The sequence below is a fragment of the Methylococcus sp. EFPC2 genome, from assembly GCF_016925495.1.
In the GTDB taxonomy this organism is placed as follows: domain Bacteria; phylum Pseudomonadota; class Gammaproteobacteria; order Methylococcales; family Methylococcaceae; genus EFPC2.
The window spans coordinates 381279-396046 of the sequence record NZ_CP070491.1; the positions used below are offsets into that span (position 1 = coordinate 381279).

The 14768-nt window shown below is 58.6% G+C and carries 14 protein-coding genes; 7 read left to right on the top strand and 7 right to left on the bottom strand.

Annotated elements, in window-relative coordinates; translation table 11 throughout:
* The first annotated feature begins 11 nt into the window (after positions 1–11).
* Positions 12–1106: an AI-2E family transporter gene (locus JWZ97_RS01695; RefSeq protein WP_205432999.1), complete on the top strand. Its 1095-nt coding sequence runs from the start codon at positions 12–14 to the stop codon at positions 1104–1106.
* A 19-nt stretch (positions 1107–1125) separates the two neighbouring features.
* On the opposite strand, the gene JWZ97_RS01700 is transcribed toward JWZ97_RS01695, so the two are convergent.
* From JWZ97_RS01700 to JWZ97_RS01730, 7 genes are all read right to left on the bottom strand, one after another.
* Positions 1126–1476 carry a PilZ domain-containing protein gene (locus JWZ97_RS01700; protein WP_205433001.1) on the bottom strand — a complete coding sequence of 117 codons (351 nt, stop codon included), beginning with the start codon at positions 1474–1476 and terminating at the stop codon, positions 1126–1128.
* A gap of 391 nt (positions 1477–1867) precedes the next feature.
* Positions 1868–2272 carry a membrane lipoprotein lipid attachment site-containing protein gene (locus tag JWZ97_RS01705; RefSeq protein WP_240342430.1) on the bottom strand — a complete coding sequence of 135 codons (405 nt, stop codon included), beginning with the start codon at positions 2270–2272 and terminating at the stop codon, positions 1868–1870.
* Positions 2273–2398: 126 nt separating this feature from the next.
* On the bottom strand, positions 2399–3241 hold the full coding sequence (locus JWZ97_RS01710; protein ID WP_205433003.1) for an ExeA family protein: 843 nt from the start codon (positions 3239–3241) through the stop codon (positions 2399–2401).
* Positions 3242–3270: 29 nt separating this feature from the next.
* The gene (locus JWZ97_RS01715; protein WP_205433005.1) at positions 3271–4071 is read right to left on the bottom strand and encodes a CpsD/CapB family tyrosine-protein kinase; all 801 of its coding nucleotides are present in this window, start codon (positions 4069–4071) and stop codon (positions 3271–3273) included.
* Positions 4072–4165: 94 nt separating this feature from the next.
* Positions 4166–5908, bottom strand: coding sequence for a GNVR domain-containing protein (locus tag JWZ97_RS01720; protein WP_205433007.1), 1743 nt, complete (start codon positions 5906–5908; stop codon positions 4166–4168).
* A 9-nt stretch (positions 5909–5917) separates the two neighbouring features.
* The gene (locus JWZ97_RS01725; protein WP_205433008.1) at positions 5918–7216 is read right to left on the bottom strand and encodes a hypothetical protein; all 1299 of its coding nucleotides are present in this window, start codon (positions 7214–7216) and stop codon (positions 5918–5920) included.
* A 103-nt stretch (positions 7217–7319) separates the two neighbouring features.
* Positions 7320–7865 carry a polysaccharide biosynthesis/export family protein gene (locus JWZ97_RS01730; RefSeq protein WP_205433009.1) on the bottom strand — a complete coding sequence of 182 codons (546 nt, stop codon included), beginning with the start codon at positions 7863–7865 and terminating at the stop codon, positions 7320–7322.
* Positions 7866–8368: 503 nt separating this feature from the next.
* Between JWZ97_RS01730 and rimP the strand changes: the two genes are divergently transcribed.
* From rimP to rpsO, 6 genes are all read left to right on the top strand, one after another.
* Positions 8369–8836 carry a ribosome maturation factor RimP gene (rimP, locus tag JWZ97_RS01735; protein ID WP_205433011.1) on the top strand — a complete coding sequence of 156 codons (468 nt, stop codon included), beginning with the start codon at positions 8369–8371 and terminating at the stop codon, positions 8834–8836.
* A gap of 9 nt (positions 8837–8845) precedes the next feature.
* Positions 8846–10351, top strand: coding sequence for a transcription termination factor NusA (gene nusA, locus JWZ97_RS01740; protein ID WP_205433013.1), 1506 nt, complete (start codon positions 8846–8848; stop codon positions 10349–10351).
* Between the two features lie 28 nt (positions 10352–10379).
* A complete protein-coding gene (gene infB / locus JWZ97_RS01745; RefSeq protein ID WP_205433014.1) occupies positions 10380–13028 on the top strand; it encodes a translation initiation factor IF-2 in 2649 nt (882 codons plus the stop codon).
* A gap of 35 nt (positions 13029–13063) precedes the next feature.
* Complete coding sequence (gene rbfA / locus JWZ97_RS01750; protein WP_205433015.1) at positions 13064–13438, top strand: 30S ribosome-binding factor RbfA; 375 nt, start codon at positions 13064–13066, stop codon at positions 13436–13438.
* Positions 13435–14382 carry a tRNA pseudouridine(55) synthase TruB gene (gene truB / locus JWZ97_RS01755; protein ID WP_205433020.1) on the top strand — a complete coding sequence of 316 codons (948 nt, stop codon included), beginning with the start codon at positions 13435–13437 and terminating at the stop codon, positions 14380–14382. The genes rbfA and truB overlap by 4 nt, the downstream gene beginning before the upstream one ends.
* 84 nt (positions 14383–14466) lie before the next feature.
* Positions 14467–14736 carry a 30S ribosomal protein S15 gene (gene rpsO / locus JWZ97_RS01760; protein ID WP_205433028.1) on the top strand — a complete coding sequence of 90 codons (270 nt, stop codon included), beginning with the start codon at positions 14467–14469 and terminating at the stop codon, positions 14734–14736.
* The last annotated feature ends 32 nt before the right edge of the window (positions 14737–14768 follow it).

Consider the following 14768-nt stretch of genomic DNA (forward strand, 5'->3'; position numbering starts at 1 on the left):
GGAGACCCTCGATGCAAACCGTGCGCGTTTGGCTGAGCGATTGGATACGGCGCGTACTGCCCAACTCCCAGGCGGTGTCGCTGGCGATACTGCTGATAGTGGGGTTCGTGCTGGTGCTCAGCCTGGCTCGCATCCTCATGCCCGTATTCGCGGCACTGGTCATCGCCTACCTGCTGGAAGGCGTCGTCGCCTTCGGGGAACGTGAAAAATTGCCGCGTTTCGCGGCGGTACTGATCGTCTACGTGCTGTTCCTGGCGCTGCTGGGTTTCGTCTTCATCGCTTTGTTGCCCTTGCTCTACCAGCAGACCGTGCAGTTGATCCAGCAATTGCCTGGCTGGGTCAACAAGGCGCAACTGCTCATCATGCAGCTACCCGACCGCTATCCCCGTTTCATCAGCGAGGCGCAGATGAACGAGGTGATCGCGGTTCTACGTCAGGAGCTGATGAATTACGGGCAATCGATGCTGAGTTATTCCTATACCTCGCTGGTCAGCGTGATCACCCTGATCGTCTACGCGATCCTGGTGCCCTTGCTGGTGTTTTTCTTCCTCAAGGACAAAAAGCCGATTCTGGATTGGGTGGTCTTATACCTGCCCAGGGATCGCCACTTGACGACCCTGGTTTGGCGCGAGGTGGATGCCCAGATCGGCAATTACGTGCGGGGCAAATTCTTCGAGGTTGCGATATTGCTGCTCGCCAGCTTCGCCACCTTTTCCTTGATGGGGTTGAATTATTCGCTGCTGCTGGCCGTGCTGATGGGCTTGTCCGTGATCATCCCCTATGTGGGAGCGACCTTGGTGACCTTTCCCGTGATGCTGGTGGCGTTCTTTCAATGGGGACTGGCGGACGAGTTCTGGTATTTGATGCTGGCCTACGCCGTCATCCAGGCGGTGGACGGGGTGGTGCTGGTGCCTTTGCTGTTCTCTGAAGTCGTCAACCTGCACCCGGTCGCCATCATCGTGGCCATCCTGTTCTTCGGCGGGGTATGGGGGTTCTGGGGCGTGTTCTTCGCCATTCCCCTGGCGACCTTGGTGCAAGCCGTGTTGACCGCTTGGCCGAGGTTGGGCGAGAGCGAAGCCATGGAAAATGGCGGCGGGCTCGCGTAATGGCTGGAGGAGCCCGCTTCTAGAGTAACTGTTGGGTCACCGCCTTCGCTTCCTGGCCGAGCTTGTCGAATCTGATCGGATAGCTGAAAAACTCCCGCCCCATCAGATTCGTCCCGGAGGTTTTGCTGACGATGGCTCCGGACAGTTGCGGTAATCGTTCGGTTCTCCCGGCAAAGTCCAGATCCAGTTCGACCGTGTCCTGGATCTGGGGGAGCCCCTGGACGATGTAGGTTTCCATCAGTAGTCCGTTTTGGCTGAGATTCTTCAGTCGTCCGTGGAAAACGCGTCGGTTGAAGTGCAGGTCCACGCTGCCGCCGAGCTTCTTGCGCGGGTTGCGAGGTTCGCCGCCCCGTGTTGGTCGCTTGAGCAAGCCAGCAAAACGTTGCCGGTGAACATCTCCGCGCCGGTTATGGTGACCAGGATCAGTCCGAGACAAAAGGTGGAGGCGCTATCGGCGCATGAGGCCAAACGGTAGCTTGATCGCACCGTCCCAGCCGTTGCCGGTCATCACCATGTTGTTGAATACGGCGCCGAAGCCGATGAAAGCGCCCGTCAACAGCGAGAGCATGAGGGTGGAGCCGAAGTCGAGATTCGCCTTGATGACGCCCGCATTTCCGCCTCGAGGGCGACATCCTTGGGCATCAGGCTTTCGATGGAGTTTGCGCTCATGTCAAAGCCTCCATGGCCGATCATGTCCGGGGCAGGACGCCCCGGCAGCGGATTCGGGCGGTCACCGCCGCCCCGGAGTCGGTCCGCAGTTCTTACTTTTCGCGCTCTCCGCCATGCTGCTCGATGGCCGTGCCCATGCAGGTCATGATGTGATCGGTAATGGTATTGGCGGCCTCGTGTGCCTGTTTGATGCCGCCGAACAAGTCCTTGTATTGCTGCACCGCGGCCTCCGCGTCGCCCGGCGAATTCACGGAAACGAACTTGGCATACGCTTCATAATACTGGGGGCGCCGGGGATCGCCGGGTATGCCCGGCAGACCATCGGAGATGGCCTTCTCTACGCACGCGGCGACTTCTTTCGGGTCCAGCTTGTAGTCTTTCAGATCCTGATCGTCCTGCAGTTTGACGGTGAGGGCTTCCTTGAGTCCAGTCTGCTCCTTGCTGCTGCAAGCGGCAAGCAATAGGACAGACAAAAGCGTGAACATGATTTTTTTCATCGAATCGACCTAGGAGTGGGATCGGGGGTTATCAAATGACGTAGCAGGCCGGGGAGGCCCCCGCCAGCGGCGGCGGCATCATACCACGAACGAAAAGGGGCTTAGGACAGAGGCCTTACGCTTGGTTCAAGCGCCGGCATCGGCTCTGGCGGTGGTCAAGCCCCCCAATTCGCGGTCCTTGACCACCTCGTGAACCAAGTTGGCGTCGATGTGTTTCTGATCGTCGGCAAACCCGTAAACCAGAGCGTTGTCGCAGATGACGTTGATCAAGCGCGGGATGCCGCGGCTGTATTGGAATACCGCATCGCAGCCGTCGTCCGTGAACAGATCCCCTTCCTGGCTGCCGGCGACCTTGAGGCGGTGGTGTATGTAGTTATGTGTCTCCTGCCGGTCGAGCGGATCGAGCTTATAGCTGACCGATATGCGCTGGGCGAATTGCTCCAATTCGGGCCGGTTGAGTTTATCCAGGAGTTGTTCCTGGCCTACCAGCACGATCTGCAGCAGTTGATCCTTACCCACGTTGACATTGATCAACATGCGCAGTTCTTCCAGGGTTTCCAGCGAGAGGTTTTGCGCTTCGTCGATAATCAGGACGGTGCGCTTGTGTTTCTGGTATTCGGCGTGGACGAAATCCATGAAGGTCTGGAACAGGGCCGTCTTACCCTTCCCGGAATAATCCAGGTTGAAGGCCATCAACACCCATTGCATCAGCTCGCCGAAGGACGGGTGAGCATTGGAGATCAGGCCTACGTTCATGTTTTTCCGATTCATCAAGCCGAGCAATTGATGAATGAGGGTGGTTTTCCCGGTGCCGATGCCGCCGCTCACGACCACGAATCCGGCCTGATTCAGGATGCCGTAAACCAGCAGGGTTTTGGCGATACGATGCTTGCGGCTCAGGTACAGATAAGCCGGGTCGGGCATCAGGGCGAAGGGTTTTTCCTTGAGTTGGTAATAGCTTTCGTACATGGGATCTGGGATCGTTCAGCGCGCTGAGTTCAGAGTTCGCCCGCGGAGCCGGCCTCGGCCTTGTTGAGCACGGTGCCGATGATCGGCTTCGGCTGCAGGTGCTCGATGGCTTGCTGCAGCTCGTCCTGCGTGGTCTTGCCTTCTTCGAGTACCAGCAGGGCCGCGTCCACGTACGGCGCGAAAGCCAAGGCATCCGAGGTACCCAGGTGCGGAAGGTCGAATAGCACGATGCGCGAGGGATAGCGGCTTTTCACCTCCTCCACCAGTTCGATCATGCGGGGGGACGACAGCATCTCGGACGAGTCGGGAAGCGGGCGCTTGCCGGGCAGGATGACGAAACGGTCTATGCCCTTGGGGTTGATCAGCATGTCCTCGATCGACACGTGGTCGAGCAGGAAATCGCTGAGACCATGGGTCGGTTCGATGCCGAAATATTTGTGCACGCTGGGATTACGCAGGTTGGCGTCGACCAGGAGAACGGTCTGGTTGACCTCCAGTGCCAGGCTGAGCGCCAGGTTGATGGCGGTCAGGGTCTTGCCGGCGTTAACGCCGGGACTGGTGATGGCGAGCGCGTTCCAATTATGTTCGCGCAGTTTCTGGATGACCCGGGTGCGCAATATCTTATAGGCATCGACAAAAGGCCCGGGCTCCATGCCGGAGATGATGCGGTTTTGGCGCAGCAACTCACGTGAAACGCCAACGCTTTGCGTCCGGCTATATTGGATTCGGGGTGCTCTCACGCTACCTTGGTTGAGCGGTTGAAGGTCGCCCACGTTGAAGGTCGTTTGATTGGCTAGCGCCTTGTCGAGTGCTTTACTGATGCGTTCCATATAAAAGAATCTCTTGCTGCGGGGCGTGACGGTTGGGCTCGGGGCCTAACGGCGCCCTAAAGGGCCTGCCGGGACGAGGTGTATGTGACTTCGATCACGCGTCCAGTTTGCGGAGCAGCCTGAACCAGAGTACGTCCAGCGGCGTCCATAGCAGATGAACGAGGAGGACGGCGGCTACAAGCACCCCCGTACCGACCAAAATGGCGACGAATCGGCGGCGTTTCTGTTCGTCCACTTCAACATCGGTTTCGAAGAGCGGGATGACGGCAAGCGGGGGAACGCCGGTGAGGGCGACGACGCCTTTCAAACCCCTCACCGATTTATCCAGCGTTTCCCTCAGCAGGACATAGCCGCTGCCGGAAGCGATGGCCAATACCAGGCCCAGGAAGGCGATGGCCAGCCGGTTGGGCTTGACCGGTTTTTCCGGCAGGAGCGGGGGTTCGATGATGGAAAATCGCTCGCCCTTGCTCTTCTTTTCGAGCTGCTGAGCGATTTGGGCTTCCATTTCCTTAGCCTTGAGTTCGCGATATTTTGCCGACGCATTTTCATAGTCGCGGACCAGGCTCAGATATTGACGTTCCACGTCCGGAGTTTCGCTCAGGCGCTTCTCGTAATCGGCCAACTTGGCCTTGAGCTCCAGACGCTTCTTTCCCAATGCCGCGATATCCTGCGTGATGCTGTCGCGCTGGGCCTGCAGGGTGATATAGGCGGGATTGTCGGGCTGCGCGGCGGCGACTTTACGGGCTTTCCTGCCGGTTTCCTGACGGGCTATCGAGTCTTCCAGCGCCTTGATCTGCTTGTTCAGCTTGATCACGTCGGGGTGATTGGCGGCATATTTGTCGCTCAGGCTGGCCAGTTCTCCCCTCAGCTGAGTGAGTTGCTTGACTTGGTCGACGCTGGAGTCCCCGCCACCGGTTTCGCGGGTAAGCGCCTCGATTTCCTGGCGCATTTTGACCACGTCCGGATGCTTGTCCGAGTATTTGCTGGACAGGCTGAGGTATTCCGTTTGCAGAGCCTTCAGTCGATCTACCGAGCTCATGATGCGCTCCCCGGTGGAGGAAGCGATGGGGCTTTCGGGCTGAATTTGGGCGAGTTGGCCTTCCAGGTAAAGTTTACGTTCCTCGAGCGATCTCAACTGCGTGTCCACCTCGTTGATATCGCGTTCGGTGCGATCCATGAACTGCAGGTTGAGATCTTTCTGTTCCGGCAAATTGTGTATGTGCTGCTCCTTGAAGTCCGCCAGCTTGCGTTCAACCTGGGCCACGTACTCGCTCATCTGCGTCGCTTCCTCGCTCAGAAAGTCCGAGGTTTCCGCGGTTTTCTGGGTGCGAGACTTCAGGTTTTCTTCCAGGTACAGCGAGGTGATTTCGTTGGCGACTTGCTGCACCAGTTCCGGATTGCGTCCGTCGTAAGCCAGCGAAAAGGCAATGGTGGCCTTGGAGGGCTGGCCCGTCCGGGGGTCGATCACTTCCGCGCTGATGGGTTCGAAGTCGAGATCCTTGCGCATTTTTTCGATGACTTCCTCGGTCGGGCTTTTCTTGCGCTCGTCCGCGTAGAGATCAAATTTTTCAATGATCTTTTCCAGGTTGGCGCGTGTCATCACCCGCTGGTTGATCATCTGCAGGCGCTGGGCTGCATAAGTGGTAATGGTCGATTTGACGAGTTCGGTGGGGATTTCCTGCTCCTCTATCAGTATGGTCGCGCTGGAACGGTAGGTCGCGGGCCAAAAGAGCGCGATCAACAAACTGAACCCGATGACGCCACCGAATATGAGCGTGAACTGCGCCTTGTTACGCTTGAAAGCGGCGATATAGTCTTGAAAATCTTTTTCTTCCATCGGTTGCCGTCAGAATTGGTGTTTGTCGAATAAATATCGAATGTTGAGATAAAGAGCGTGGGAATCAGGGGATGAAGCGCTTAAATTGCCGCTTGCGGCGAAATCGATGCGAGTATATTGATAACTCGCGTTCAGCACCCAGTTTTGATCCCATTGCCAGTTGATGCCCGGGCGTACAGAAAATATCTCACGACTAGCCTGGGCACTACCGGTTTGATCCGACAGGCTGATATTGAGGGAACTGGAAAGCTGTGGAGTGAACTTATAGTTTCCAGTGAAATTATAACGCTCATAGGAAGTCAATAATCCCTGAAGGTTGGGGCTAAGGCTGAGGCTGTAATTGAAACCGATGTCTGATCGCTCGAATTTTTTACGGGCGCTGGCGGTGAGTATTTCCGAGAATGACGAACTGCTGATCCTGCGGCTATTAATGGTATCTGTCAAAAAGGGAAAAACTGTCGAAGTTATCGGTTCCCGGTTTTCGGGGCTGGTCGTTTGATTATGCTGCCCACCCCCAGAGAAAGCCAGGGTTACGGATTCTGTGGGGTTATAACTGAACCCGGCCATGAAACTGGCTGTGCGTATTGTGGTGGTGACGCCTGGGATAAATACAGTAGCCGGTGTAACTATAAATCCATTTAGAAACGGAAAGGGATAAGCGCGGACAGACGATTCAAAGTCTCTGCCAAACAGATCATAACTGGTGTAATTCAGGGAGCCGAGCAATTGCAGTTTTTCGTTCCATTGGTGAGACAAGTTCAGTGAGCCGATATGTGCAGCGGAATCGACCACATTGTTTAAATTCCTTTGTTGGTCGTAGTTCGTGTCCTGATAGGTATATGCAAGCGATAGACGCGATTTTTCGGTCAATACATACGACCAGTTCGGCGAAATCGAACGGGTAGTTCGCGGTATGCGGGTAAAGACATATCCCAGGTCGGCGACGTTTTCGGTGGACAGGGTGTTGTCCATGTTGTACTGCGCATCCATTCCCAGAATTGCGCGTTCACTGAAGTAATACTGGGACTTTACCGAAAACAGCTGATTGAAATAATCGAGATTGTTGTCGTCCTGATACCAGCGGTTTTGAAAGCGGCTGTTCGCGTTGATTTTCCAGCGGCTGTCGCTCAAGACTAAATCCAGCCCACCGTCTATGCCTTCTCCCCAAACATCTTTGCCGATGTTCACGGCTTGATTTCTGGACATGAAGAGGTTGGTGTTGAACTCGCTGGCCGGATTCACATCGGCGCCGAGCACCGCATCCAGGGCCCGACTCTCCGAGGTCCAGCCCAAGAAAAGTAGACTCAAGGCGCCGGCCCCCAGGGCGCATCTTCGTTTCAATACATGCGCAGTTCCCGACCTCGGACGGCATGACATCATCCCTTTCACGTTCGCTACTGAGGGTCTGGCTTTAAGGAACTACGACGACGTCGCCGCCGCGAAGTACGATATTTTGATCCAGGTCATCCCCGCCGGAGACGGAACCGTAATCGAATGTGTAGCTGACCACCCGGCCGCCCTCGCGGCGCAGGATGCGGATATCGTCATCGTCGGCAAAGGGCGTCAATCCACCCGCCATCGAGATGGCTTGCATGACGTCGATGCGGGCGGGTGAGGGGAATTCCCCGGGTTTATTGACCTTGCCCACCACGTAGAATTTTTGGTTGGCTAGCTTCACCGCGACGCTGACGGCGGGTTCGGACAGGTAGCCGCTCAATCCCTTGACGATTTCCTGGTTGATTTGATCGACGGTTTTCCCGCCGGCATGTATTTCGCCGACCAGCGGGAATGTCAGCCCTCCGTCGGGTCGTACCAGGGCGTCCTTGGTCAGGCCTTCTTCCTTCCATACGGAGATTTCGAGCACGTCCCCGGGGCCGACCTGGTAGTCGCTCGGTACCGCCCCGCCGGCTACCGGCTGCCTTGGGGCGTCGGCCGGTAGTGCCGGTCCATCGCTCACAGGTTCCACCGCCAGTGCCGAGACGCAGGTCAGTAATAAAGTCGGGAGTGTTAGTGACAGTTTCATCATGAGGGTGCAGGGGAAAATGAGTGGTCCATCGGTCCGGCAAGGCGTGCCGGCTCACCTGTATATGCCGCGGTTCGGTCGTTCGCGGCGACCGTAAATTTAGACGGGTTCTATGATAGACCTCGTGTTCATGACAATTCAACGAAAAAGCTGCGGTTTCTGGCCGTACACGGCGGTATTGCGCGCTCGCTCGGGCGGCGTTTGCTTGATTCCGGACGGATCGGATGCTAACGGAGTCCGAATGGGGGTTTAATTGCGGGGGATTGTTTGATAAGATGCAGAAAGTTTCAGGGAGTTGGCGTGTGGCGCTAAGTGCCGCGAGAGTCTCAGGCTTCCGGAGCGGAATCTGGCCCTTTGGGCCTTTTTTCGTTTATACGCGAAAAAATAATAACATGGGCCTTGCGCCCATTTTTTATGGCTGAAAATCAGGTATTTGCATGAAGACACCGGATCGGCTCACTCGATTGATCGAGCCCGTGGTGGTCGGTTTGGGCTACGAGTTGGCGGGCGTGGAGTTCGACTCCCGTCTGCGCATATTGAGGGTATACATCGATAGCGAAAAAGGCATCTTGGTGGACGATTGCTCCCGGGTTAGTCACCAGGTCAGCGGCTTGCTCGACGTGGAGGATCCGATACCCGGCAAGTATCACCTGGAGATTTCGTCTCCCGGCTTGGACCGGCCGCTGTTCAAGCCGGCGCAATTCGAGCGATATCTGGGTTCGCTAGTGCGGGTGCAGCTGCTGCGTCCGATGGAGGGGAGGCGCAAATTCAAGGCCCGGTTGGTCGGCATCAATGGCGACAAGGTCGTGCTGGAAGAGGAAGGGCTGGTCTACGAGATCCCGTTCGACAGCATAGACAAGGCGCGCTTGGTGCCCGAGTTTGAACACACTTTCAAGAAAGGATGATTACAGGCGATGGCGAATAAAGAAATCTTGCTGGTGGTGGATGTCGTTTCCAACGAAAAGGAGATCGAAAAAGAGGTTATTTTCAGCGCCATAGAGGATGCTCTGCGCACCGCCACGATCAAGCGGCACGACAACCGCATCGATGTGAGGGTGGCGATCGACCGCAAGACCGGAGACTACGAGACTTACCGCCGCTGGCTGGTGGTCGAGCATGACGACGATTACGACTACGGGATCGAAGATCCGGATACCCAGATCTTGCTGGAAGATGCCCTTAAACGCGATCCCAAGGCCGTCGTCGGCGGTTACCTGGAGGAGCCGGTGGAGTCCATCGAGTTTGGACGCATCGCAGCCCAGACGGCCAAACAGGTGATCGTACAGAAGGTGCGCGAAGCCGAGCGGCGCAAGGTCGTCGAGGCTTATCATGAGCGCGTCGGCGAACTGGTGACCGGCGTGGTCAAACGGGTCGAGCGTGGTAATGTCTTTCTCGACCTGGGCGGCAATGCCGAGGCCTTGATCCCCAAAGAGGAGATGATCCCGCGTGAGGCGGTGCGCAATGGCGATCGCCTGCGCGGATACCTGAAGGCCGTGCGCCCGGAAGCGCGGGGGCCGCAGTTGTTTGTCTCGCGCACCGCGCCGGAATTGCTCGTCGCGCTGTTCAAGCTCGAAGTGCCCGAGGTGAGTGAAAACCTCATCGAAATCATCGGCGCGGCACGCGATCCCGGCGTGCGGGCGAAGATCGCGGTGCGCAGCCACGATCCCCGGCTTGACCCGGTTGGGGCTTGTGTCGGCATGCGCGGTTCGCGCGTGCAGGCGGTATCGAACGAGCTGGCCGGCGAACGGGTCGATATCATCCTGTGGAACGAAAACGAAGCCCAGTTCGTCATCAACGCCATGTCGCCCGCCGAAATCGTTTCCATCGTGGTGGACGAAGACAAGCACAGCATGGACGTGGCGGTAACGGACGAAAACCTGTCGCAGGCCATCGGGCGCGGCGGTCAGAACGTGCGCCTGGCGTCCGAGTTGACCGGCTGGGTCCTGAACGTGATGAGCGCAACCCAGGCCGAGGAGAAAAATGAACAGGAGGCGCGTAACCTGCTCGAAAGCTTCATGCAGCAGCTGGGCGTGGACGAGGACATCGCCGCCATCCTGGTGCGCGAAGGTTTCTCCAGCGTCGAAGAATTGGCCTATGTGCCGGCCAAGGAGCTGATCGAAGTCGACGAATTCGACGAGGATTTGGTCGACGAATTGCGCAACCGCGCACGCGATGCCCTGCTGATCAAGGCCATCGCTACCGAGGAAAAACTGGAGGATGCCGAGCCGACCCAGGATCTGCTGGATATGGACGGCATGGATCGAGAGTTGGCATACAAGCTGGCGGCCAAAGGTGTGCGTACACTGGACGATCTGGCGGAACAATCGGTCGACGAATTGATGGAAGTGGAAGGCATGGATGAAGACAAAGCCGCGCGCCTCATCATGAAGGCGCGCGAGTCCTGGTTTGCGGAAGGCTAGGGAATAAACGAGTGCAGGGGCGATAGAAATGAGTGACGTGACAGTACGGCAATTGGCCGAAGTGGTGGGGATTCCTCTGGATCGACTGTTGACACAGTTGGCCGAGGCGGGTTTGTCGGTCAGCGGTGCCGAGGATGTGTTGACCGATGCCGAGAAGCTCAAGTTGTTGAGCCATCTGCGCCAGAGTCATGGCAAGGAACAGATCGAGGGCGCAGAGCCTAAGAAGGTCACTCTGCAGCGTCGCACGGTAAGCGAACTCAAGCAGGGCAAGGTCGCAGGTAGCAAGACCGCTACCAAAGCGGTCACCGTGGAAGTGCGCAAGAAACGCACCTACGTGAAGCGCAGCGAACTGCCCGAGTCCAGCGAGCGTCTGGCCGAGGCCGAACAAGCCCGGTTGGCCCTGGAAGCGCAGCAACACGAGCAGGAGGCTCAGGAAGCCTTGCGCGCCCAACAACGCGAGGAAGCGGCCCAGAAGCAAGCCGAGGAGGAGGCCCGTAAACGGCAAGAGGAAATCGAGCGTGCCGAACGTCTGAAGGCGCTTGAGCAGGAAACCGCCATCAAGGTCGAGGCTCCCGCGGTCGCAAGCGCGGTGCCGCCGGTCGCGGCTCAACCCGAAGCCAAACCGGTCGAAAAGCCCATAGTTCCGCCCGCCCAACGAACGGAGCCCCCGCGCCCACGGCCGCCGGTGGCACCCAGCCGCCCAGCGCCGGTACGTCCGGGTCCGGCTGCGCCGGTTTCTGAAGCCGATGCCCGTCGCGCCAAGAAAAAGGCCGGCCCCGCCGAAAAAGGCGGGCGTCGCGAGGAAGGGCGCGAAGTGCTCGAGTTGGATGATCTGCGGCGCGGCAAAGGCAAGAAAGCCAAGGCGCGCGGCCCGGTGGTCATGCCCGAGCAGCGGCACGGTTTTGAAAGGCCTACCGCGCCTATCGTTTACGAGGTTCAGGTGCCCGAGGCCATCACCGTATCCGATTTGGCCCAGCGCATGTCGGTCAAGGCGGGCGAGGTCATCAAACAGCTGATGAGAAACGGCGTCATGGCCACCATCAATCAAACGCTCGATCAGGACACCGCGATGCTGATCGTCGAGGAAATGGGGCATAAGGCCATCGCCCAGGCCGAAGACAATCTGGAGGCCGAAATCATCGCCAGCATGGCGGAGGAACAATCTGCCGAGCAGTTGCCACGCGCCCCGGTGGTCACCATCATGGGCCACGTCGACCATGGCAAGACCTCACTGCTCGACCATATCCGCAAGAGCAAGGTCGCAGCCGGCGAGGCCGGTGGCATTACCCAGCATATCGGCGCCTATCAGGTGAAGACCGACCATGGTGCCGTCACCTTCCTGGATACTCCGGGCCATGCTGCCTTCACGGCGATGCGCGCACGCGGCGCCAAGGTGACCGACATCGTGGTGCTGGTGGTGGCGGCCGATGACGGCGTAATGCCGCAGACCCGCGAGGCGGTCGATCATTCGCGCGCCGCCGGCGTGCCCATCGTGGTGGCGGTCAACAAGATCGATAAGCCGCAGGCGGATCCCGACCGGGTCAAGCAGGAGTTGGTGGTGTTGAGCGTGGTACCGGAAGAATGGGGTGGCGACACCCAGTTCATCAATGTGTCCGCGAAGACCGGCGAAGGCATCGATTCGCTGCTCGACGCCATCCTGTTGCAGGCCGAAGTGCTGGAGCTGAAGTCTCCGGTGGCGGTGCCCGCCAACGGCGTGGTTCTGGAATCCAAACTCGACAAGGGCCGCGGCGCCGTGGCCGACATCCTGGTGCAAAAGGGTGTGTTGCGCAAAGGCGATTTCATACTCTGCGGCCAGGAATTCGGCCGTATTCGTGCGATGTTCAACGAAAACGGCAAGCCGCTGAAAGAAGCGGGTCCGTCCATGCCGGTGGAGATCCTGGGACTTTCCGCCGCGCCCAACGCCGGCGACGAGTTCATCGTCGTGACCGACGAACGCAAGGCGCGTGAAATCGCCCTGCACCGCGAAGAGAAAACCCGTACTACCAAACTGGCGGCGCAACAGGCGACCAAGCTGGAGGACGTGTTCTCGCGCATGGGAACCGAAGAAAGCCTGGATCTCAACCTGGTCGTGAAGGCCGATGTCCAGGGCAGTCTGGAGGCCTTGCGGACTTCGTTGGTGGATTTGTCCACCGACAAGGTCAAGGTGAAGATCGTCGCAGGCGGCGTGGGCGGCATCAGCGAATCCGACGCCAATCTGGCGGTGACTTCCGGTGCCATCATCATCGGCTTCAATGTCCGCGCCGACACCGGTGCGCGCAAGGTGATCGAAGAGCGCGGCGTCGATCTGCACTATTACAGCATCATCTACGAGGTGATCGACGAGGTTAAGAAGTCGATCAACGGCATGCTGGCGCCGGAATACAAGGAGCAGATCGTCGGCATCGCCGAGGTGCGCGACGTGTTTCGCTCGCCGAAGTTCGGCGCGGTCGCCGGTTGCATGGTCACCGAAGGTTTCGTCAAGCGGAACCTGCCGATCCGCGTGTTGCGCGAGAACGTGGTGATCTATGAGGGCCAGCTCGAATCGCTGCGCCGCTTCAAGGACGACGTCGGCGAGGTCAAGTCCGGCATGGAGTGCGGTATCGGCGTCAAGAACTACAACGATGTCAGGGCCGGCGATCAGATCGAAGTGTTCGAAAAGGTACTGGTGCCACGTTGATCCTTTCTATCTTTTCCCGCGGGAGGGCTTGAACCATGCCGAGAGAGTTTACCCGCAGCGACCGGGTGGCCGCCCAGATTCAGCGGGAGTTGGCCGATCTGCTGCGCACCGAGGTGAGGGACGGCGAGTTGGGCATGGTCACGGTCAGCGATGTGGAGGCGACTCGCGATCTTTCCCTGGCCAAGGCTTACGTGAGTTTCCTCGGCGCGAAGTTGGAACCCAAGGCCTGCATCAAACGGCTGAACGAGGCGGTGCCCATGTTGCGGCACGCCTTAGGCAAACGCATGCGCTTGCGCGTCCTGCCCGAATTGCGTTTCGTGCATGACGAATCCATCGTGCGCGGTCAGCGCATGGATGCCCTGCTCGCAGGCCTGAGTCACGAAGGCGACAAGGCGGATGAGGCGGAATGAGCCGACGGCATAAGGGTTTGCCCATCGATGGCGTGTTGCTGCTGGACAAGAGTCCGGGCATGAGCTCCAACCTGGCTTTGCAGAAGGCCAGGCGGCTGTACCAGGCGCGCAAGGCCGGCCATACCGGCAGTCTCGATCCCCTGGCGACCGGATTGCTGCCGGTCTGTTTGGGTGAGGCCACCAAGCTTTCGGCTTATCTGCTCGACGACGACAAGCGCTACGTTACGACCGTGCGTCTGGGGCGAACCACCACCACGGCGGATAGCGAAGGTGAAACGCTGGAAGTCAAGCCAGTGCCGCACTTCTCCGAGAGCGATATCGAATCAGTCCTGGCAGGTTTTCGCGGCGATATCGAGCAGTTTCCGCCCATGTATTCGGCGCTCAAGCATCAGGGGCGCAGGCTGTACGAACTGGCGCGGCAAGGTGTCGAAGTCGAGCGTGCGGCGCGCTCCGTCAGCATTTATTCGCTTGAACTGCTCGCCTTCGGCCCGGACAGCCTGGAGCTCGAAGTCCATTGTTCCAAGGGCACTTATATCCGGAGTCTGGCCGAGGACATCGGCAACATGCTCGGCTGCGGCGCGCATGTCGAGCGACTGCGCCGCACGGCGGTAGGGTGTTTCGACGTGGCTCGGGCCCATACGCTCGCGGACCTCGAAGCGCTTACCGAGCAACAGCGTCTGGACTTGCTGCTGCCGGCCGACAGCGCCGTGGAAGGCTTGCCGGCGGTGTGGCTGGGCGAGTCGCAAACCCATTTCATACGCCACGGCCAGGCCGTGCTGGCGCCCAAAGCCCCGACCGATAGCCCCTTGCGCTTATATTCGCGCGAGCTTGGATTCTTGGGGATGGGAGAAGTCAACGACGAAGGATTGGTCGCTCCGCGCCGGCTTTTCGTCGATCCGATTGCAACGAGGATGGATGCGGCGAGTTTGGTTTCGGCCGGCTGACGCCTGCCGCCTTGTTTCAAGTCCATGTAGGACGTTAAAATTTCCGTTTGTCATTGATCGATTTTACCCAGGAGCTCACAACTAATGCCTTACACCACCGAAGATAAACAAGCCGTCGTCAAGCAATACCAGCTTTCTCCGACCGATACCGGTTCCCCGGAAGTCCAGGTAGCCCTGTTGACCGCCCGCATCAATCATCTCACCCCGCATTTTTCCGAGCACAAGAAAGACCATCACTCCCGCCGTGGTCTGCTGCGTCTGGTCAACCAGCGCCGCAAACTGCTGGACTACCTGAAGGGCAAGGACGGCGACCGCTACCGCAGCCTGATCGAGCGTCTGGGCCTGCGCAAGTAATACCGCTCTGCGGTCCAACCCAATCGTCTTGA

What these genes read in the sequence shown, in the direction of transcription:
- JWZ97_RS01710 (WP_205433003.1), bottom strand. Translation starts at nt 3,241, where the DNA reads ATGTACGAAAGCTATTACCAACTCAAGGAAAAACCCTTCGCCCTGATG.
- truB (WP_205433020.1), top strand. Translation starts at nt 13,435, where the DNA reads ATGAGCCGACGGCATAAGGGTTTGCCCATCGATGGCGTGTTGCTGCTG.
- infB (WP_205433014.1), top strand. Translation starts at nt 10,380, where the DNA reads ATGAGTGACGTGACAGTACGGCAATTGGCCGAAGTGGTGGGGATTCCT.
- rpsO (WP_205433028.1), top strand. Translation starts at nt 14,467, where the DNA reads ATGCCTTACACCACCGAAGATAAACAAGCCGTCGTCAAGCAATACCAG.
- rimP (WP_205433011.1), top strand. Translation starts at nt 8,369, where the DNA reads ATGAAGACACCGGATCGGCTCACTCGATTGATCGAGCCCGTGGTGGTC.
- rbfA (WP_205433015.1), top strand. Translation starts at nt 13,064, where the DNA reads ATGCCGAGAGAGTTTACCCGCAGCGACCGGGTGGCCGCCCAGATTCAG.
- JWZ97_RS01720 (WP_205433007.1), bottom strand. Translation starts at nt 5,908, where the DNA reads ATGGAAGAAAAAGATTTTCAAGACTATATCGCCGCTTTCAAGCGTAAC.
- JWZ97_RS01705 (WP_240342430.1), bottom strand. Translation starts at nt 2,272, where the DNA reads ATGAAAAAAATCATGTTCACGCTTTTGTCTGTCCTATTGCTTGCCGCT.
- JWZ97_RS01715 (WP_205433005.1), bottom strand. Translation starts at nt 4,071, where the DNA reads ATGGAACGCATCAGTAAAGCACTCGACAAGGCGCTAGCCAATCAAACG.
- JWZ97_RS01695 (WP_205432999.1), top strand. Translation starts at nt 12, where the DNA reads ATGCAAACCGTGCGCGTTTGGCTGAGCGATTGGATACGGCGCGTACTG.
- nusA (WP_205433013.1), top strand. Translation starts at nt 8,846, where the DNA reads ATGGCGAATAAAGAAATCTTGCTGGTGGTGGATGTCGTTTCCAACGAA.